Origin of the sequence: Liquorilactobacillus mali KCTC 3596 = DSM 20444 (assembly GCF_000260415.1) — a bacterium.
Classification (GTDB): domain Bacteria; phylum Bacillota; class Bacilli; order Lactobacillales; family Lactobacillaceae; genus Liquorilactobacillus; species Liquorilactobacillus mali.
Map to the genome: position 1 here is coordinate 1 of NZ_BACP01000064.1, position 21,001 is coordinate 21,001.

At 35.6% G+C, this 21,001-nt stretch carries 19 protein-coding genes; 16 read left to right on the top strand and 3 right to left on the bottom strand.

Translation table 11 applies throughout. The annotated features are described in order from the left end of the window. The first annotated feature begins 52 nt into the window (after positions 1-52). The gene (locus tag GSM_RS11955; protein WP_010078345.1) at positions 53-1,360 is read left to right on the top strand and encodes an ammonium transporter; all 1,308 of its coding nucleotides are present in this window, start codon (positions 53-55) and stop codon (positions 1,358-1,360) included. A gap of 113 nt (positions 1,361-1,473) precedes the next feature. Here GSM_RS11955 and GSM_RS11960 read toward each other — a convergent pair whose 3' ends face one another. Then, positions 1,474-2,004, bottom strand: a complete 531-nt coding sequence (locus GSM_RS11960; RefSeq protein WP_010078346.1) for a 3'-5' exonuclease — start codon at positions 2,002-2,004, stop codon at positions 1,474-1,476. A gap of 255 nt (positions 2,005-2,259) precedes the next feature. On the opposite strand from GSM_RS11960, the gene murB reads away from it, so the two are divergent. After that, complete coding sequence (gene murB / locus GSM_RS11965; RefSeq protein ID WP_010078347.1) at positions 2,260-3,165, top strand: UDP-N-acetylmuramate dehydrogenase; 906 nt, start codon at positions 2,260-2,262, stop codon at positions 3,163-3,165. 88 nt (positions 3,166-3,253) lie between these two features. Then, the gene (locus GSM_RS11970; protein WP_010078348.1) at positions 3,254-5,371 is read left to right on the top strand and encodes a cation:proton antiporter; all 2,118 of its coding nucleotides are present in this window, start codon (positions 3,254-3,256) and stop codon (positions 5,369-5,371) included. Between the two features lie 286 nt (positions 5,372-5,657). Here GSM_RS11970 and GSM_RS11975 read toward each other — a convergent pair whose 3' ends face one another. After that, positions 5,658-6,350 carry a DUF1361 domain-containing protein gene (locus tag GSM_RS11975; RefSeq protein WP_010078349.1) on the bottom strand — a complete coding sequence of 231 codons (693 nt, stop codon included), beginning with the start codon at positions 6,348-6,350 and terminating at the stop codon, positions 5,658-5,660. A gap of 162 nt (positions 6,351-6,512) precedes the next feature. Here GSM_RS11975 and cdaA point away from each other — a divergent pair, with 162 nt between their 5' ends. The 13 genes from cdaA (at position 6,513) to GSM_RS12050 (ending at position 20,266) form a co-directional block, all read left to right on the top strand. Then, positions 6,513-7,355, top strand: coding sequence for a diadenylate cyclase CdaA (cdaA, locus tag GSM_RS11980; RefSeq protein WP_010078350.1), 843 nt, complete (start codon positions 6,513-6,515; stop codon positions 7,353-7,355). Further along, entirely contained in the window at positions 7,352-8,455 is a 1,104-nt protein-coding gene (locus GSM_RS11985; protein WP_010078351.1) for a CdaR family protein, read from the top strand. Before cdaA ends, GSM_RS11985 begins: the two co-directional genes overlap by 4 nt. Before the next feature lie 38 nt (positions 8,456-8,493). After that, positions 8,494-9,843 carry a phosphoglucosamine mutase gene (gene glmM, locus GSM_RS11990; protein ID WP_010078352.1) on the top strand — a complete coding sequence of 450 codons (1,350 nt, stop codon included), beginning with the start codon at positions 8,494-8,496 and terminating at the stop codon, positions 9,841-9,843. A 920-nt stretch (positions 9,844-10,763) separates the two neighbouring features. Then, positions 10,764-11,072, top strand: coding sequence for a hypothetical protein (locus GSM_RS12000; RefSeq protein ID WP_010078354.1), 309 nt, complete (start codon positions 10,764-10,766; stop codon positions 11,070-11,072). Between the two features lie 126 nt (positions 11,073-11,198). Beyond that, positions 11,199-12,095, top strand: coding sequence for a phosphate ABC transporter substrate-binding protein (locus GSM_RS12005; RefSeq protein ID WP_010078355.1), 897 nt, complete (start codon positions 11,199-11,201; stop codon positions 12,093-12,095). A gap of 133 nt (positions 12,096-12,228) precedes the next feature. Further along, positions 12,229-13,146 (top strand): phosphate ABC transporter permease subunit PstC, encoded by a 918-nt coding sequence (gene pstC, locus GSM_RS12010; RefSeq protein ID WP_010078356.1) that lies wholly within the window; start codon positions 12,229-12,231, stop codon positions 13,144-13,146. 1 nt (position 13,147) lies between these two features. Beyond that, entirely contained in the window at positions 13,148-14,035 is an 888-nt protein-coding gene (pstA, locus tag GSM_RS12015; protein WP_010078357.1) for a phosphate ABC transporter permease PstA, read from the top strand. A 12-nt stretch (positions 14,036-14,047) separates the two neighbouring features. Beyond that, positions 14,048-14,857, top strand: coding sequence for a phosphate ABC transporter ATP-binding protein PstB (gene pstB / locus GSM_RS12020; protein ID WP_010078358.1), 810 nt, complete (start codon positions 14,048-14,050; stop codon positions 14,855-14,857). Positions 14,858-14,868: 11 nt separating this feature from the next. After that, positions 14,869-15,624: a phosphate ABC transporter ATP-binding protein PstB gene (gene pstB, locus GSM_RS12025; RefSeq protein ID WP_010078359.1), complete on the top strand. Its 756-nt coding sequence runs from the start codon at positions 14,869-14,871 to the stop codon at positions 15,622-15,624. A gap of 16 nt (positions 15,625-15,640) precedes the next feature. Beyond that, positions 15,641-16,315 (top strand): phosphate signaling complex protein PhoU, encoded by a 675-nt coding sequence (gene phoU / locus GSM_RS12030; RefSeq protein ID WP_010078360.1) that lies wholly within the window; start codon positions 15,641-15,643, stop codon positions 16,313-16,315. A 199-nt stretch (positions 16,316-16,514) separates the two neighbouring features. Then, positions 16,515-16,991, top strand: coding sequence for a FeoA family protein (locus GSM_RS12035; RefSeq protein ID WP_010078361.1), 477 nt, complete (start codon positions 16,515-16,517; stop codon positions 16,989-16,991). Further along, the gene (gene feoB / locus GSM_RS12040) at positions 16,988-19,111 is read left to right on the top strand and encodes a ferrous iron transport protein B (protein ID WP_010078362.1); all 2,124 of its coding nucleotides are present in this window, start codon (positions 16,988-16,990) and stop codon (positions 19,109-19,111) included. Before GSM_RS12035 ends, feoB begins: the two co-directional genes overlap by 4 nt. A 291-nt stretch (positions 19,112-19,402) precedes the next feature. After that, positions 19,403-20,266, top strand: coding sequence for a class II fructose-bisphosphate aldolase (locus tag GSM_RS12050; RefSeq protein WP_003687669.1), 864 nt, complete (start codon positions 19,403-19,405; stop codon positions 20,264-20,266). 142 nt (positions 20,267-20,408) lie between these two features. Here GSM_RS12050 and GSM_RS12055 read toward each other — a convergent pair whose 3' ends face one another. Next, complete coding sequence (locus GSM_RS12055) at positions 20,409-20,930, bottom strand: DUF1836 domain-containing protein (protein WP_003687667.1); 522 nt, start codon at positions 20,928-20,930, stop codon at positions 20,409-20,411. Between the last annotated feature and the right edge of the window lie 71 nt (positions 20,931-21,001).

Consider the following 21,001-nt stretch of genomic DNA (forward strand, 5'->3'; position numbering starts at 1 on the left):
GGCAATTGTATGTGATGTTATAATTTGTGACATCAAATAGGGGGGATAATTTATGAATTCAGCTAATACTACATTTTTGATTGTTTCATGTGTCCTAGTCTTTTTTATGACACCTGGATTAGCTTTTTTCTATGGTGGATTGGTTTCAAAAAAGAATGTTGTTAATACAATGTTTTCCGTCTTTGTGATTTGTGGAGTTGCTGTTTTACTTTATGCAGCAGTGGGTTACGAACTTTCATTCAATGGAAATGTTGGTGGCGTAATCGGAACTGTTAAACATTTCTTCTTGGATGGATTGAACTTAGCTCAATTACAATCAAAAGAACTCGGAATTAATGTGGGAACATTTTTACTGTTTCAAATGATGTTTGCTATTATTACACCCGCACTATTCGTTGGAGCAATAGTTGGTAGAATGAGATTCAATTTCTTACTTGTTTTTATTATTTTGTGGTCAATCTTTATTTATTATCCAATGGTACATATGGTTTGGAGTGCTAACGGTCTTCTCGCTTCATATGGTGTCTTGGACTTTGCTGGCGGGACAGTCGTTCATATTAATGCCGGTGTTACAGCTTTGGTACTTTCAGTATTTCTTGGTAAGAGACTTGATTTTGGAAAAGAAAAACAAAGTCATTACAATCTACCATGGGTATTGTTAGGTACCACAATTCTTTGGATTGGATGGTATGGTTTTAATGCAGGTTCAGCACTTGGTATGACAGAAGTTGCCGTACAGGCATTTCTGACAACTACTGTTGCTACTGCGGCTGCATTGGTTACCTGGATGGTCTTGGACATGATTATTGTCGGAAAACCAACATTGGAAGGTGCATGTACAGGTACGATTTGTGGACTTGTTGGAATTACTCCTGCAACAGGTTTTGTAACAGGTGCTGGTGCATTTTGGGTTGGTGCATTAAGTGCAATTGTGAGTTATTTGTTTATAACGTATGTCAAACCAAAGTTGAAGTACGATGATCCGCTGGATGCGTTTGGTTGTCATGGAGTCTCAGGTATTGTGGGTTCAATTTTAACCGGTGCATTTGCAAGCAAAGTTGCTAACAGTTCTATCAATAATGGATTATTTTATGGTGGTGGATTCAGTCAGCTACTTATTCAAATTGTGGGTACATTATTTACAATCGTATTTGTCACAATTGTTGCAAGTATCTTGGTATTTGTCTTGAAACTCTTCATGAAGATACGTGTTGAGGAAAGTGATGAGATTACTGGTCTTGATCAATCTGAACACGGTGAAATTGCTGATTATACTGTTTCGACAGCTAGTTCAGATGTTAGCAAATATGGTCAGGAGTTCCAAGGACAACTAGCACATTTAAATAATCCCCAAGATTAATTTTATAACATAAAAAAAGAGTTAGTATTTTGCAAAGTTTTATCTCCAGTTATCTATCCTCAGAGATAAGGCAAGCAGATACTAGCTCTTTTTTATTTAAAAAAAATTGATAATTATTTTAATTTGATGTAGTTTGATACCCTATCGACGCCATAATTTCTAATCTGGTATAGCAAAATATCGGCGCAGGCACGACTATCATCTAATGCATTATGATGATGTTTTAGCGTAATATCAAGATTTGAACAAATTGTATTAAGTTTGTAGTTATCTAAATTGAGGAGGTTGCGGCTTGTTGTGAGTGTGTCGAGAACTAGATAATTTGGAACAGATAAATTATAGAGCTGGAGAGTATGACTCAAAACACTGCAGTCAAAATTTGCGTTATGGGCAACAATCAATCTATCCTTGGTAAAAAAATTGGATATATGCGGCCATAATTCTGCAAAAGTGGGGGCGTCCAGCACGTCTTTTTCCCTTATTCCATGTACTTGAGTATTGCGCCAGTAAAATGATGCTTGAGGATTAATTAAAGAGTACAGCTCATCAATTACTTGATTATTTTCAACGACAGTAAGTGCAACTGAACAAGCGCTATTTCTCTTTGCATTAGCAGTCTCAAAATCAAATGCAACAAAATTCATAGACACATCCTCCTAACCTCTATAATATTTGTGAGCAAAATACCACAATTTAATCTTAATTTTAGCAGAAAGAGGAAAAATAATAAAGACTCATGGAATTTTTTGAAGTTATTAATATTTAATGAAATAAGTGATTTATTTATACAAATGAACACAAAATTTTATAAAATGTAATAGTGTGTATTTGAGTATGTGGTGCTTAAGAAAAAAGTGCTACACTTGAATGAGATGTTAATGAATGTGGGGATATTTGAAATGAGACAGATACAAGAGTTATTTGTAGAAAAATTTGGTGAAGAAAAAATAAAAATTGAAAGATCACTGTCAGAGTATACTAATACGAAAACAGGCGGTCCAGCTGAAATACTTGCATTTCCAACGGAGTCTGAAGATATTTGTGAGATGATTAATATAGCAAATGAGCATCAACTGCAGGTAACCGTTATTGGAAATGCAAGTAACCTTATTGTAAGAGAAAAGGGCATAAGAGGACTAGTAATAATCCTGACTAGAATGAATGGTGTGAGAGTTGAAGAAAATAAGGTAATTGCAGAATCTGGTGCACCCTTAATAGGAGTCACAGAGAGGGCCTATAGTGCCAGTTTAACAGGAATGGAGTTTGCTGCAGGAATTCCAGGTAGTGTCGGAGGAGCTGTGTTTATGAACGCTGGTGCGTATGATGGAGATATAGGACAAGTAGTTAGTGAAGTCGAGGTTTTAACTCCTCAGGGGAAGACAAGGACATACACAAACGAAGAACTAAATTTTTCATATAGACACAGTAGAATTCAAGATGAGCAAGACATTGTTTTGAGAGCTATTTTTAAATTACAAAATGGAGAAAAAAAGGAAATTAGGGAAAAAATGGACAACTTTAATTTCTTAAGAGGTGCTAAGCAGCCATTAGAATATCCATCCTGTGGTAGTGTATTTAAAAGACCGAAGGGACATTTTACTGGCAAATTAATTCACGATGCAGGGTTACAGGGATTTATGATTGGTGGGGCACAGGTCTCTCTCAAACATGCTGGTTTTATTGTTAATAGGGGAGATGCCACAGCTTCTGACTATATTGCTGTCATAGATCACATAAAGAAAGTTATTAAACAAGAATTTTCAGTGGAATTACAAACGGAAGTTAGAATTATCGGGGAAAAATAGTTTATTTTTGGAGTTTTGCAAAAACAGAGGCAGACTCCTTTTTTTTAGTCTATTTTTTGTAATAATAATATATGGAGGTGTTAGCTGAATGTCGATTGTCGAAACAGTCATTGGACTTGTTTTATTAGTTTTATTATCAAATTTAATTAATCATTACTTTAAATCTATTCCCGTGAGTTTGATTCAAATTATGTTGGGAACCATTATGGCACTTATTTTTAATTTGAAAATTGACTTGGAATCAAGTTGGTTTTTATTACTTTTTATCGCGCCGTTGCTGTACAATGATGGACGAAAATTTCCTAAGGAAGAGCTTTGGAAGCTGAAAGGTGCAATTTTTAATAATGCAATTATTCTAGTGTTTATTACCATGATGCTCGGTGGTTACTTAATTCACTTAATCATACCAGCGCTGCCTCTTCCAGTAGGAATTGCATTAGCAGCAATTCTAGCGCCGACAGATCCTGTTGCTGTACATTCAATATCAAAACAAGTCAAGCTGCCTGATAATATACTTCATTTAGTTAGTGGTGAAAGTTTGATAAACGATGCAAGTGGGTTGATTGGATTTAAGTATGCGGTAATGGTAGCAGTTACCGGTTATTTTTCGCTTAAAACGGCATTGGTAGACCTTTTTTATTTTGGGCTTGTGGGATTTGTGGCTGGTTTCGTATTGATAACAGTTGTCGTATTAATCATTGAATGGTTGATTGTCAAAGGGTTCAATGATGTTGTTTTTAATACGGTACTTCAACTATGTGTGCCATTTATCATATATTTGTTAACTGAAGAATCATTTCATGCATCTGGTGTAATAGCTGTTGTTGTTGCTGGAGTTGTTTTTGCATCTAAGCGTAATTCTTTTATTAGGATTCAGCCCGAGATCAACATCGTCAGTGAAAGAATGTGGGACTTAATTGTTTATCTTCTAAATGGGATAATGTTTACGATTTTAGGAGTGGAGCTACCTGTTGCAATGCATGGAACTATTGAAAATGAGGATATAAATACTTTTTCGGCAATCTTTTTTGTTTTTGTAATGTGGGGAATATTATTACTAATTAGAATAGTTTGGACTTACTGCTACCAGCTTTTTGCTGATGCAGAGTCTAAGTCGATGAAAGAAAGACTAAAGGTTGCGTTATTATCTGGAATATCTGGTGTTCGGGGTGCTATTACAATGGCCGGTGCACTTACTATTCCGACGCAGATAGCATCAGGTGAGCCTTTTCCTGAAAGATCTTTAGTATTGTTCATTGCTGCTGGTGTAATTATTTTGAGTATGGTGGGTGCAATAGTTGTATTGCCATTTATTTCCGGAGATGTTGCCTTGCAAACTCGTGGTGGCTTGGGAGATTTGGATGCCAATAAAGTTTTAGAAACAACAGATGACGATGATGACGATGATGAAGAGCAACTTGAAATTAACAGTAATAAAGCAAAACTATATATTCTTAAAACAGCTGTTCGAAGTCTTGAAGGAGAAAGACGTATGGGCAACGAACTGGCGGTATATCACCTGATTCTGGAGTATCAGTTCATGATAAAACGACTTGAGGTCAATGAGTATGCCGATGATTTGAACAAGGCAGCGACTTCAGATGAAATTAAGTTACATAAGGTGGCATTGAGGGGACAACTTAATGAACTGGAGAGGCTTCATCAAACAAATCAAATCCAAGAAAAAGTGTATCACAAGTTCAAAAAGTCTTTAAGGAATCAGTTGAAACGAGCTGATCATAAGGCTAAAATTCGGCAAGAATGGCCATTCCCAACCATAATAGAATCTGTAAGGAAGTTTTGGCGCTCAATTTCACTATGGATCGGTATTAGACAAGACGAAAAGTATGGAGTTGGAGTTAGACTTGTCGAGCGATCAATTGCAAAAGCTGCAATTAAGGCACTTTCGGAATACCTTAAGAATCCTGAAGTTAATGAGAAAAAAATAAATCGAGAAGTTATTTATCATATGATAATTACCTATAGAAGTATCATTGAGAGACAAAAAAGTGAGGAAGGACTTTCAGGTAAAGATTATCAAGAACAAGTTAGAAGACTCAGGTTCAAATCAATTGCTGCACAAAGAGCTGCACTTCAGTATTTAGTTGAGCAGGGCTATGTTAATCATCAGGCGGCAATTAGCTTGCGACAATACATTAACCACGAAGAAAGTCTGAATTTACGAGCATCAATCTTACCAAGTTAATTTGTGTAGAGTTATCTTTTTTTGAGGGAAACAAGGCAAGCAAAAAGATTTACTCATATAAATAAAGAAGCTGATTCAAAAGTTATATTTTGGACCAGCTTCTTTATTTATTCCGTAACGTATCTTGTAATTCAAAATTTTCAGGCTAGTCTCCAATTTTCGATTACTCATAGCAGGTATCCACTATGTTTGAAATTTTGTGCTAGTACCCGAAATTTACCAACTTATGGCGTGTTTCTTTTTATAAGAATTAAAATTGGAATAGTACAACCATTATTTTTAGAAATTATTGCTCTTTCTGCTTGTTATTTTGTTCAAGTAACTCCTGATTGTTCGCCAATGAACTTCGTGTAATATCAAAGGAAAAACAAAAAATCAACTGAATAATTGTCATAAAGCCAATGAAAACCAGCATTCTTGGATTCCACATTTGGATGAGCTCTGCAACTACTTCTTTAGGAGCAATAAAGAGATATGCCGTATGAAGCCTCAAAAACCTGCCAATATAGATTCCCACAGAGGAAAAGACTATTAAAGCTGAAACCAAAAGAATTTTGTTAGTCTTAGACCATAATTTGAATTTAATTAAGATTGTATCCGCAACGTGTTCCAAACTCCAAAATCCCATTAATGAACACCCGAGAGCACTTGTAACCAAATTGGTGAATTTTAACCAGAGGTGGAGATTGAATTCCATTAATCCTGTTGAGCTATTATAAGGATCAAGCATTGCCAAATGGAAGAGATCAGTAATAACATATGGGGCATTTGGATAAAATAGGAGCCACAGGATTATCAAAATTACGAGTATTGGTGTTTTCTTTTGAACATCAATATGCATTGCAATTTCGACTGGGATATAGCCTAAAAAAGTGTTTAATAAAAGAAAGCTGTATATTCCATTGTGAGATGAAACGGTAATATATATATATAGCATAAAAAGATAAAAGGAGAGTCGAACTATCCATTTGTTTAACATTGACATAAAATCACCCATTTTCCATTATAACCATTTTACATAACTAGTAATGGAAATTGAAGAATAATAAAATAACTTTTGTATTTTTTAACTATTTGGTTGTTCCACAGAAATAGATATATCTGTGCTATAATTAATTTAAATTTCCTAGGAGGTAAAATAATGAACATTGCTTGGGACAGTCTTTTCTCATGGCAAAATGTAGCAAATATAATAGATATTCTAGTGGTATGGTACGTAATATACAAATTAATGATGCTACTTAGAGGAACTAAAGCCGTTCAGTTGTTCAAAGGTGTAGTCATAATAGTATTGATTAAACTCATAAGTTGGTTTTTTGGTTTGCAGATGGTTTCTTGGGTAACTGACCAGATAATTAATTGGGGCTTTATCGCTATTATAATTATTTTTCAACCAGAGATCAGACGTGGACTTGAACACCTTGGCCGAGGTTCTGTTTTTTTTCATAATAGAAAACAAAATGAAAATGAACGCAACATGATTAAGGCACTTGATTCAGCAATTCAATACATGTCGAAACGTCGGATAGGTGCTTTAGTGACAATTCAGAAAAATACAGGTTTGGAAGATTATGTAGAAACCGGTATTAGACTGGATGCAGATATTACGGGTGCATTATTAATTAATATTTTTATACCAAATACACCACTGCATGATGGAGCGGTTATAATTAAGGATAATAAGATTGCTGTGGCGGCAGCTTATCTACCGTTATCGGAAAGTAACCTAATTCCAAAAGCTCTTGGAACAAGACATAGAGCTGCAGTTGGTATTAGTGAAGTTACAGATGCACTTACCATTGTTGTTTCAGAAGAGACCGGTGGAGTAACCATTACAAAAAATAATGAGCTATTAAGAGATCTTACCAGAGATGACTACTTGAAGCTATTGAAAAAAGAGCTAATTATTGAGGAAAAGGATAAAAAAGAAAATAGACTTTTGTTATCTTTCGTGAGTTTTTTTGAAGGGAGGAAGAAAAAATGAATTTTAATAAATTTATTGATTCTCCTCTTTTTTACAGGGTGATTGCACTTGTATTTGCAATATTACTTTTTGCGTATACGAATGAAGATAAGTTGAGCAGCACCAGAAACAGCACAGATTCAACCATGCTAGCAAATGCATCAACAACGATGAATGTAGCCTTACAACTGGAAGTAAATAGTAATAAATATTTTGTTACTGGTTATCCAGAAAAAGTAAAGGTAAGAGTTTCTGGTTCTAAAGCAATGGTAACTACAATTTCAAACACGCGGAATTTTAAAATCTATGCTGATCTGACAAACTTAAAACCAGGAACCCACGAGGTAACGCTGAAACAATCAGGGTTGAATAGTGACTTGGATTATACGATCAGTCCTAAAAAAATAAAAGTCACAATCAGTAACAGAAAAACTAAATCTTTCCCAGTACAATTTAATTATGATAAACAAAGGATTGCCAGCAACTATAGGGCTGGAAGCCCAACTGCTGATCCAGATGTAGTTAGTGCAACAGGGGCTTCTTCTGAGGTTAACAAAATATCAGAGATCATTGCAGCGGTGGAGATTCCCAAAGAAACAAAAGAAACATTCAGCCGTTCAGTATTGTTGCAAGCTGTAGATGATAAGGGTAAAATTCTCAACGTGGTTATTTCACCACAGACTGTTGATGTGAAGATACCAGTTTATAGTGAGACTACAACGAAGAAGGTACCAGTTCAACTTGTAACAACCGGAGATGGTGATTCTGATAAAAATTATACATTGAGTAGTTCAACTGAGACAGTGACGTTGTCGGGGACGAAGAGTAATTTAGCCAGCATATCGTCTTATAAGGTTTCGGTTCCAATTGACGGTGTGTCGAGTACGACGACTAAAGATATTAATCTTACCTCTCCTAAAAATGGAGTAACTATTGTTCAGCCTAAGAGTGTTAAAGTGAAAATAACTGTTGGTGATTCTTCTAGTGGTGAGTCTACTTTATCTTCACAAACAAGTAGTTCTGAGAGTGAAACAACAAGTTCTTCTACAAAGTCAAGCCAAGATGAATCAGAAAGTGAAAGTCAAACTTCTTCACAAAGTTCTTCAAGTAGTGAAGATTAATAATTAAAATTTAGTAGTGAAATGAGGATTAACTAGAAATGAAATATTTTGGAACAGATGGAGTTAGAGGTATTGCAAATCAAGAACTTAGCCCTGAGCTTGCATTCAAGCTGGGTCGCTGTGGTGGATATGTGCTGACAAAGCATGCAAGTGACACTAAACCACCCAAGGTTTTAGTTGCACGTGACACAAGAATTTCAGGTCAAATGTTAGAACAAGCATTAATTGCTGGTTTACTTTCAGTTGGTATTGAAGTCTTTTCCCTTGGTGTCATCACAACACCAGGAGTTGCATATCTAGTTCGGGTACAAGATGCTGATGCAGGTATTATGATTTCTGCATCGCACAATCCAGTTGAGGACAATGGCATTAAATTCTTTGGTGGGGACGGATACAAGCTGTCTGATGAAAAGGAAGAAGAGATTGAAGAATTGCTTGAATCTGGTGTTGACAATTTACCAAGGCCATCTGCAGTTGGACTTGGTACTTTGAGTGATTATCATGAAGGTGTGTTAAAATACACACAATTCTTGGAACAGACAATTCCAGACAATTTAGAAGATCTCCACATAGCAGTTGATGGAGCAGATGGGGCAACCAGTGGACTAGTATCGCGTTTATTTGCAGATTTGGGTGTTGAATTTGAAACAATGGCGACCGAACCTGATGGTTTAAATATTAACAAAGGTGTTGGTTCTACTCATCCAGAAGCATTGGCAAAATTTGTTGTTGAAAAAGAAGCAGAACTGGGTGTTGCTTTTGATGGTGATGGTGATAGATGTATAGCGGTCGATGAACTTGGTAATATTGTTGATGGTGATAAGATTATGTACATCTGTGGTAAATATTTGAGTGAACGCGGCAGATTAAAAAAAGATACGATTGTTACTACTGTAATGAGCAATATTGGTTTGTACAAGGCAATGGAAAAGCATGAAATACATTCAGTAAAGACCCAAGTAGGTGATCGCTATGTTGTTGAAGAAATGAGAAAAGATGGCTACAATTTGGGTGGAGAACAATCTGGACATGTGGTTTTCCTTGACTTCAATACAACTGGTGATGGAATGCTTACGGCTTTGCAGTTGCTCAATGTAGTTCAAAAGACAGGTAAGAAATTGTCAGAACTCGCTAGTGAAGTTACTAGTTATCCGCAAGAATTAGTCAACGTAAAAGTGACTGATAAAAAGGCAGCCTTAGAAAATGAGGCGATCCAAGAAATTATTAAACAAGTTCAACTTAAGATGGGTTCTGAGGGCCGTGTTTTAGTTAGACCTAGTGGGACCGAGGATCTTCTTAGAGTTATGGCAGAAGCCAAGACAAAGGAAGAGGTACATGAGTATGTTATGCAAATAGTAGATGTGGTTAAGAGTGAGATGGGCGTGTGAGAAGCTCAGGAAGGTAGCTCTTAAGTAAAAGATCTACGCGTAAAGAGTGTGGTGTGTAGCTTAAGTAAACACTCTTGATTACTTGTGTGAATAAAGATATTCATCATTTTGAGTGATTTGAAATTAGTAAAAGGTTTTGACTTATTGAAATGTGTGTACAGAATCAAGAGGGATTAGATCAAAATTTAATTTTTGACCCAATTCCTCTTTTTGTTTGTAATGGAAAAAGTATGCTAATTGAAAAAAAAACGAACTCCAAGATTAATTAGCCTAAAGATCAAATAGAATAGGAGGGACACAAAGACATAGAAAAAAATCATTAGAAGAAGTGGTACAAACCAGTATTTAGTTTGAATGAGCATAACCCCAATGTTAAAGATTTGGAGAGTTTCACTATAATGGACCAATAATGAAATAATAATTTTAAGGATACACAGGACAGCTCCTAAGAAAAAACTAAGTTTGAATTGTTTTGAATTTATCAAAATTTTGTTCCTCCCAAGTACTAAAATAACACTACATCCACACTACATCTACAGTATAAGATAAAAATAAAAATAATAAAAATGGAAAAGTATTGACAACGTTTACTGAAAACGGTATCATAATAGGCGTAAGGTAATTACTATTTTACCTTCTAATCAATTCTCTTTCTCTCTTATGCCAGAGGGGGCTGGGCCAAAGTGTATATTTTGGTCTAGCCCTTTCTTTGGTTACATGAAAATGTTACTTAGTCAAAATTTTTCTTTTTGACTGTTAATATCTCAAGGGTTACTGACTTATTTCATCTTGTTTATTATCAGTCAAGTTCACGAATTATTTTTCTAGAGATAATAAATGCGTTAAATGGTTAGCGAAAAGATTTGTTGACTTAATATTAGCTAACTACCTATACTTATTTGTGAAAGGATGAGGATTAAATGAAGAGTCATGAAGTTTTAACACTGATTGAGGAAATAACACGAAATGATGGAACAAAGTATTTTGAAATATCAAATATGGTTCAAAATGGTAGGGCTGAATTAGCGGCACAGAGAGGATTAATTAAGAAGGTCAGAATTTTACAGCTCAATATACCTCGTTCGACTAGTGTGATTGAATATGAAAAGTACATAAATGAGAATTTTGAGATGCCTGGAGAAAAGTTTGACCATTTTGAGGAGTGGACAAAAACAGAGAAGATAAATAAGATTGTTAAACAAATACTGGCTGAGAACCATATTTCGTAGCTTTTAGAGTGGGCTATGTTTAGATGTAAAAGTATTCCTTTACATAAACGTTACAATAAAGTGACTTCTATCTTTACATTCGTGTAATAGAATAATGCTTGTAACAACGAAAGGAAGAAGAAAAAAATGAAAAAGCTCACTAAAATTGCTACAGTTATTATTGCTGCTTCGGCTATTCTTGTTGGATGCGGGAAATCTAATTCAAGTTCATCATCTTCATCTGCTTCAAGTAAGGCAGTATCAGGTAAGATTACAATCGTTGGGTCAACAGCCTTACAACCATTGGTAGAAAAAGCTGCAGAGAATTTTCAAACAGATAATTCTAAAGTAAGTATTACTGTCCAAGGTGGAGGTTCAGGAACTGGTTTGAGCCAAGTTCAGTCTGGTGCGGTAACGATTGGTAATTCGGATATCTTTGCACAACAAAGTGATGGTATAACAGCAAGCAAGCTTAAAGACAATCAGGTTGCTGTTGTGGGAATGGCTCCTGTTGTTAATAAAGATGTAGGTGTTACGAACTTAACAATGAAACAATTACGTGAAATCTTTACTGGTAAGATTACTAACTGGAAAGACGTTGGCGGCAAAGATCAGAGTATTGTTTTGATTAACCGTGCAGAGGGTAGTGGTACTCGTGCTACATTTGAAACAAATGTTATGAACGGTGAAACAGCTGCTAAGTCTCAAGAACAAGATTCAAATGGTACTGTTCAAAAGATGGTTGCTGAGACACCAGGTGCTATTAGTTACTTAGCCTTTTCATATGTTACATCCAGCGTTCAAGCATTATCACTCGATGGTGTAAAACCAACTGATGCAAATGTAACAACAAACAAATGGAAAATTTGGTCATACGAACACATGTACACAAAGGGTACACCAAATGCTGCAACAAAGGCATTCCTTGACTACATGAAATCTGATAAAGTTCAAAAGAGCCTAGTTAAAGAACTTGGTTACATTTCAATCAGCAAGATGAAAGTTCAAAAGGATGCAAATAATAAAGTAACTGATGTTAAATAATAAATCGTAGCGTTGTGATCTCCAACTGTATAATGATTGAATCATGATTGTTAAACAATGGGTGATTAATGGGGGCGAACTAAGTGAAAATTCATTTGGTTCACTCCCAAATTTTGGTGGAGAGGTGATTTTAATGGATCCTATCAAGGATAAGATTCAAAGCACATCAAGGGAAACAAGACAAGATATAATTGGCAAAGTTCTGTCATATTCTTGTATATCACTAATAGTGATTGTTGTGTTGTCAATTTTTGCTTTTGTTGCAACAAAAGGTTTGGCAACCTTTGTAGTCAATAAAGCAAGCTTAGGGGATTTCCTTTTCGGAACAAATTGGAACCCTTCTGCAACGGATAAAGCAGGTAATCCGCTCTTAGGAGCTTTGCCAATGATTACTGGTTCTTTCGGAGTAACAATTATTGCTGTTATTTTTGCAGCTCCATTTGCAATTGGAACAGCATTGTATATGACAGAAGTAGCATCTAAGCACGGCGAGAAACTGTTGCAAAGTGTTATTGAGTTGTTGGTAGGGATTCCTTCAGTTGTTTATGGGTTTATCGGATTATCTGTGGTTGTGCCATTTGTTAGAACACATTTTGGTGGATCCGGATATGGAATATTATCTGGTGCTTTTGTTCTTTTTGTAATGGTTCTCCCAACAGTTACATCAATGACTGTTGATAGTTTAAGAGCAGTTCCTAGATATTACAAAGAAGCTTCATTGGCATTGGGAGCTACAAAATGGCAAACAATTTATAAAGTTCTTTTACGTTCAGCAACTTCTGGTATTTTGACAGCAATTATCTTTGGGATGGCACGTGCATTTGGTGAGGCACTTGCTGTTCAAATGGTTATTGGTAATGCTACAATAATGCCAAAGAGCTTGTTGGCTCCAGCTTCAACTTTAACTAGTGTACTTACAATGGGAATTGGTAACACTGTCATGGGCACTGTGGGTAACAATGCTCTTTGGTCACTAGCTTTAATGCTATTATTAATGTCATTGGTTTTCAATATCATTGTAAGATTCATTGGACGCAAGGGGAGAATGTAACATGAAAACAAAATTACAAAATAATATAGCTATCACAGTTATTCGTGTTATTGCTGCTTTAGTTGTCTTAATCCTAGCTTTTTTATTAGGTGATATTCTAATCTCAGGTATTCCCCACATTTCTTGGCATTTTTTGACTGCAGCTTCGCAATCATTTACAAGTGGCGGAGGAATTGGAGTGCAGTTATTCAATTCCATTTATTTGTTACTGTTGACTTTGATAATTTCTTTCCCAATCTCACTGGGGGCAGGGATATTTCTGTCTGAATATGCTCCAAAAAATATTTTTACTGCTACTGTGCGTATGGCAATTGAAGTTTTGAGCTCATTGCCATCTGTTGTAGTTGGATTATTTGGATTTTTATTATTTGTTGTTCAAATGGACATGGGATTTTCGATTCTATCCGGAGCGATTGCGCTTACATTTTTTAACTTGCCCTTATTAACAAGAAATATTGAGGAATCACTCAGGGCGGTACCAGACCTTCAAAGAGAGGCTGGATTATCCTTAGGCTTATCCAAGTGGAAGACAGTTACTAAAGTTATTTTACCAGAGGCACTTCCTGGAATTGTTACAGGTGTTGTGTTAGGTGCAGGTCGTGTGTTTGGTGAAGCGGCTGCTTTGATTTATACTGCAGGTCAAAGTGCAACAAATATTAATTTTGGTAATTGGAATCCATTTAATTCGACTAGTCCGCTCAATCTAATGAGGCCAGCTGAAACTTTAGCAGTGCACATTTGGAAAATTAATTCTGAAGGTGTTATGCCCGATGCAGCTGCAGTTTCAGCCGGTTCATCTGCTGTTTTAATAATTGCGGTTTTGATTTTCAATTTTTCTGCCCGAGTAATTGGCAATCAATTATATCGTAAATTGACAGCAACCAAGTAGGAGGATTTGTTGATGGGTATTAATAAATATGATTTTAATGAAAAAAATATTTTAAAATTTGATTCTAATGAACATGAGCTTGCAATTGTTACTAAGAATTTACAGGTCTTTTATGGTGACAATCATGCTCTTTTTGATGGTGATTTAGAATTTGAAAGATACAAAATTACTTCTTTAATAGGAGCTTCTGGTTCTGGCAAATCAACTTATTTACGCTCATTAAATCGAATGAACGATAATGTTGCTCGAGTAGAAGGCGAGATTCAATATCGTGGATTGAATGTGAATTCAAAGAAGATCAATGTGTACGAGATGAGAAAGCATATCGGAATGGTTTTTCAAAGACCTAATCCATTTTCAAAATCTATTCGTGAAAACATTACTTTTGCATTGAAAGAACAAGGATTGAAGAATAAGAAGAAATTAGAGGAAATTGTTGAAACTAGCTTAAAGGATGCTGCACTCTGGGATGAAGTTAAAGATGATTTAGATAAGAGTGCATGGTCGTTGTCAGGTGGACAGCAACAGCGTCTTTGTATTGCTCGCACAATCGCGATGAAACCTGATATCTTATTACTTGATGAACCCGCTAGTGCTCTTGACCCGATTTCAACCAGTAAAATTGAAGAGACATTAGTTGAATTAAAGAAACGTTATACAATTATTATTGTGACTCACAATATGCAACAGGCTTCGCGGATTAGTGATTATACTGCCTTTTTCCATTTAGGCCATATTCTTGAATATGATAAAACAAAGCATATTTTTACAACACCAAAAGTCACTGCAACAAACGACTATATTTCTGGGAACTTTGGCTAGGAGGCACTAATATGGAAGAATTTATTACTACGAAGGATATACACCTGTACTATGGGAAGAAAGAAGCATTAAAGGGGATTAATCTATCTTTTCCAGCCAAAGGAATCAATGCATTGATTGGACCATCTGGTTGTGGTAAATCAACTTATTTGCGGACACTTAATCGCATGAATGATCTAATACCATCCGTTACTATGACTGGGAGCATCATGATTAACGGACAGGATATTTATAGTCCAAAGATGGATACAGTTGATCTTAGAAAAAAGGTTGGGATGGTTTTCCAACAACCTAACCCATTTCCCTTCTCAATTTATGAAAATGTTACTTATGGTTTACGCATAGCTGGTATAAAGGATAAGCAATTATTGGATGAACGTGTTGAGCAAAGCTTAAAACAAGCAGCTGTTTGGGATGAAGTTAAAGATGACTTGCATAAAAGTGCACTTTCACTTTCAGGTGGACAACAACAGCGTGTTTGCATTGCTAGAGTTCTAGCTGTTCAACCAGATGTTATTTTACTAGATGAACCAACTTCGGCACTTGATCCAGTATCAAGTGGTTTAATTGAGGATATGCTTTTAACGATTAGAGACAATTACACTATTATTATAGTGACACATAATCTACAGCAAGCTTCAAGGATCTCTGATAGAACGGCTTTCTTCTTGAACGGAGAATTAATCGAAGAAGGAAAAACGAAGAGTGTGTTTCTCAATCCGAAGAGACAAGAAACGGATGATTATATTAGCGGACGGTTTGGATAAGTAAGGGGGAATTAAGATGAGAAAAATTTTAGAGGAACAGATTGAAAATCTCCATCAAGATTTTGCTAAGATGGGTTTTGATGTCGCAAAATCTATTGAAAATGCAACAAATGTTTTTGAAAATCATGATGAAGCACTTGCAAAAAAGGTTTTGGAAAATGATTCTGCAATAAATGAAAGTGAAATCTATCTTGAGAGAAAGACAGCCCAAGTTATTGCATTACAGCAGCCAGTTGCTAGTGATTTGAGAGTACTGATTACGATATTGAAGGCAAGTTCAGATTTAGAAAGAATGGGCGATCATGCAGTAAGTATTGTTCATTCAACTAAGAGGATTGATGTAAATAATCGTAACCAGGAAATTGAGGATATACTAGTAAAGATGAGCAAGCACGTTCATAAAATGTTGCTGGATGTAATTGATGCTTATGTTCACAATGATGAGGAGAAGGCTCGCAGTCTTGCTGCTGATGATGAAGTGAACGACGATTATTTAAGGCAAGTTAGGAGAAAAGCGCTTGATGCAATGCAAAGCGATCCTAAATTTGTTAGTGCTGGTCCAGAATATATGGTTATTGCCACACATTTTGAAAGAATGGGTGATTATGTAACCAATGTTTCAGAATGGATTGTATATACAAATACTGGAAGAATTGTTGAACTTGGACCAACTGATTCTAAAAGAGAGTAATTAATTGATTGAACAAAATGAAAATTTTTTTATCTTTTGAAACCTGTTTCTTTGGGCTTTATTAAAGATATCACAGAGGCTGAACAAGACATGATAGTTTTGGCAGTCTTTTTTTTGCAGAAAAAGATTGTACTAGAAAAAAATTTGTGATACTTTTTACATAAATGAAAATAGTTCTCATTTAGAGGTGGAGTAATCGTTGAAATCGTTAGCTGAAATTAATAAAAAGGGTAGTTATATTATCACAGAAATCTTAGGAAACAAGAAATTAGTGAGACGGCTTAATGAAATTGGAATTGTGAACAACGAAACAATTACTTTGCTAAGTGGAACTAGTGAAACTGGTAAAGTAATTGTTTTAAAGGGACAGAGACTGGCAATAAACTCTTTACTTGCTGGTAATCTTCTAGTAATCAGTGCTGATGAGCAAAGAGATGATGACCTGAAAAGACTGTCTCACTTGAATGTGGGCGATAAGGGAATTGCCATTAAGATTAATGGTTCTCGTCCTTTAAGGAAAAGATTGTTAGATATGGGATTAACGGGTCATACCTTAATTAAGGTATGTCAAGTTGCTCCATTGGGTGATCCTATAGAGATTGAGTTACGTGGGTATAAGCTGAGTCTACGTAAAGAGGAAGCTGATTATGTGGTTGTTAGGAGTGTTGATGAATGAAAAGTGTTGCTTTAGTGGGAAATCCGAACAGTGGAAAAACTACTCTTTTTAATTTACTTACGGGTTCAAACCAAACAATTGGTAATTGGCCAGGCGTTACAGTTGAAAAAAAATCTGGTAAATTGAAAACGAATGCTAACATTACTATTCAGGACTTACCAGGTACATATTCTTTGTCACCATACAGTATCGAAGAAAGGGTTACTCGCAACTTTATAATAAGTCAACAGCCGGATTTGGTTGTGGATGTAGTTGACTCAACGAATCTTGAAAGAAATCTTTATTTAACATTGCAATTGATGGAGACTGGTACTCCTTTGGTACTGGCAATGAATATGATGGATATTGCTGAGAAATCAGGCAAGAAGATAAACATCAGCAAGCTTTCTTATCTTTTGTCGATAAAAGTTGTATGGATAAGTGCGTTAAAAAAGAGAAATATTCATAAATTAGAAAAAGAAATCGAAAGTAATCAACCGGAATACACATACCCAGAGTATGATGAAAGGCTCGAGAGTGCCTTGAATATGATTCAAGATACAATTAGAGATGTTGTTCCAGCAGATAGTTTGCGTTGGTATGCGATTAAACTTTTTGAGTGTGATGAACAAATCAATAATGAACTCCAACTTAGTGAAAAAAAGAAAAATGAAATTACGGAAATAATAGCAACGGCTGAAGAAATATTCGGTGAAAGTAGTGATAGTATAATTGTTAATGCCCGCTATGATTTTATTTCGAAAATAATTGAAATGGCAGTGATCTCTACTGATGATTTTAAGGCAAGTTTAAGTGATAAGCTGGACATAATCTTAACTAACCGTTTTTTTGCATTACCCATTTTTGTTATGGTAATGTGGTTGATTTATTATTTGTCTATCCAAACGATTGGTACCATGGGATCGGATTGGGTCAATGATGTACTTTTTGGGGAGTGGATTCCTAATTATGCAACGTCTGTTTTAAAGAGTTTACAAGTAGCCGGTTGGATGCAGGGGCTCATAGTTGATGGAATAATTAATGGTATGGGTTCGATTTTGGGATTTGTTCCACAGATAATGATGTTATTTTTGTGCCTTGGTATTTTGGAAGATTGCGGATACATGGCAAGAATCGCATTTGTGATGGATCGTATTTTTCATAAATTTAATTTGTCGGGGAAGTCATTTATTCCAATGTTGATTTCTACGGGATGTGGTGTGCCAGGGATAATGGCAACGCGGACGATTGAAAACGAGAAAGATCGCAAAATGACAATTATGCTTACGACTTTTATGCCTTGTTCGGCAAAATTGACCGTTATTGCACTTATTTCAGGAACTTTTTTCCCAAATGAAAGTTGGGTTGCACCTTCCGCATATTTTATGGGGATGCTTGCGGTCGTTGGATCGGGTATTTTTTTGAAAAAGACCAAGCTATTTTCTGGACCGCCACTGCCATTTGTGATGGAATTACCTGCTTACCATTTTCCTAGAGCTGCAAATGTCTTAAATCAGGTGATTAATAGAGCAAATGGATTTATCAAAAAAGCAGGTACAATTATTTTTGCTTCATGTGTCATGATTTGGTTTCTTTCGAATTTTAATTTTAAATTGCAAGTTGTTTCTCAGTCAAAAAGTATGCTAAAATTTTTTGGTACAATTTTATCCCCATTATTTGCTCCATTAGGTTTTGGGGATTGGAGGGCGACCGTTGCTGTTTTGGCTGGATTAATTGCAAAAGAAAATTGTGTTGGAACACTAAGAATAGCATTTGGCGGCGGAACAGCAACCGCATTTACAGAATCATTGAGAGGCACTTATTCGGCAATGGCTGGATACTCTTTTTTAGCATTTAATTTACTTTGTGCTCCATGTTTTGCAGCTATTGGTACGATGTATAAAGAATATGGTGATGCAAAGTGGACGTTGAAAGCTGTGGGATACCAGACGTCAGTTGCATACTTAGTAGCTTTATTGATATTCCAGTCTTATCGCTCAATCAATAATGATAGCTGGCAGGCAATTGCTGTAGTTTTAATGGTGACCGCAATTTTTGCGTATTGCCTAGTGATTAAAAAGGATAAAGAGGAGCAGATGTTTGAAGTTCAAGAAGAGATGAAAGGAAGTACGATAGTATGATTGCTACAATTGTTTTAGCATTAGTAATTTTTTCAGCATTCGCTTATGTTGTATATTCACGTTTTTTGAAAAAGGGAAGCAGTGGCTGTCATGATTGTGAAGACGTAGGTTGTCCGCTTGTGGATACTCACAAAATAAGGAAGAATCATTGAGGAAGTCTTAATTAATGAAAGAATGATATGTAAGGGGAAACCTTTTGTGAAAACTTTCAAATATTAATTAGAATTGTCATGAAAATGTGTTAGAATATAGACGTACTCAAAAGAGTAATATAATTTAGGAGGCTGTTTTATGTCAATCGTAAACGGTAAGGGAATCTTTGACGCTGCTCGCTCAGGTCACTATGCAGTCGGAGCATTCAACACAAATAACTTGGAATGGACTCGCGCAATTCTTGCTGCTGCGCAAGAAACAAACACACCAATTCTTATTCAAACATCAATGGGTGCTGCAAAATACATGGGTGGTTATGAATTATGTCTTAACTTGGTACAACAAACTGTTAAGTCAATGGGAATTACTGTTCCTGTTATAATGCATCTGGATCATGGTAACTACGAAGCTGCTAAGGAATGTATCGAAGTAGGTTATACTTCCGTAATGTTCGATGGTCATGATCTTCCATTTGAAGAAAACTTAGAAAAGACTAAAGAAATTGTTGCTTTAGCACATGCTAAGAATATCACAGTTGAAGCAGAGGTTGGTTCAATTGGTGGTGAAGAAGACGGTATCATCGGTGAAGGTGAATTAGCTGATGTTGAAGAAGCTAAGAAGATTGCTGCAACAGGTGTTGATTATCTTGCATGTGGTATTGGTAACATTCATGGTAAATATCCAGCAAACTGGAAGGGACTTCACTTCGATCGTTTGAAGGAACTTGCAGCTGAAATCGCAACACCACTTGTATTGCATGGTGGTTCAGGTATTCCTAAGGAACAAATCCAAAAAGCTATTTCATTGGGAGTTTCAAAGGTTAATGTTAATACAGAATGTCAATTAGCATTTGCTGATGCAACTCGTAAATACATCGAAGCTGGGAAAGATCTTGAAGGCAAGGGCTATGATCCTCGTAAGTTACTTGCTCCTGGGACACAAGCTATTACAGATATTGTTAAGGAACGTATCGATTGGTTCGGTACACCAGAAGTTAAATAATTTAGTAAAAAAACAACCTTCAACGGTTGTTTTTTTTTACTAAAATTAATGAAATATAAAGATTTGTGAACAATAACATAAATACATAGTAATAATTAGTAGAATTAGGATACACTTAAAAAAAATAATTCTTGGATAAGTGTTACTTATTTTTCGAGATTCTTTGTAAGTTTACAAGTTTCTCACCAATCATCTTATATATAATTGCATGGACTGCAAATTGTTCAGTTAATTGAATCATATTTTCATTTAATGGTAGTGAGTTAACTTGAGGAGAATTTGTTAGACTAACTCTGGACAGAGCGCGATTAAAAAGGTTAGCAAAATAGTCGTATGAGTCTGTGACCGAGACATCCTTGATAGATTGTTTTATGCCACTTCGAATAGTTTCAAGGGGGAAAATTGATTTTAACAGACTGATTACAACCAATTCAGCAACATTTGTAGTTGTATATTTTTTTTTACTCGGTCGCTCCATCAATCCTTTTTTAACATAACTGTTAATCATTGAGGCAGTTATTTTTGTATCAATGAGATTTTCCAGATAACGATTCCCTAAATTTACAAGTTGGTCCATGTACAAGTCAAAGTCGGGAAATTCATTCCAGAGAGGAAGTCTTTCCTTACTAAAATCAGTTAACCATTTCTCAAATTCATTATGCATTAAAAAAACCTCTTTCACCAATTAGATATTTCAAGTATAGCATATGCGCTTATCTAAATCTAAAATTAAAT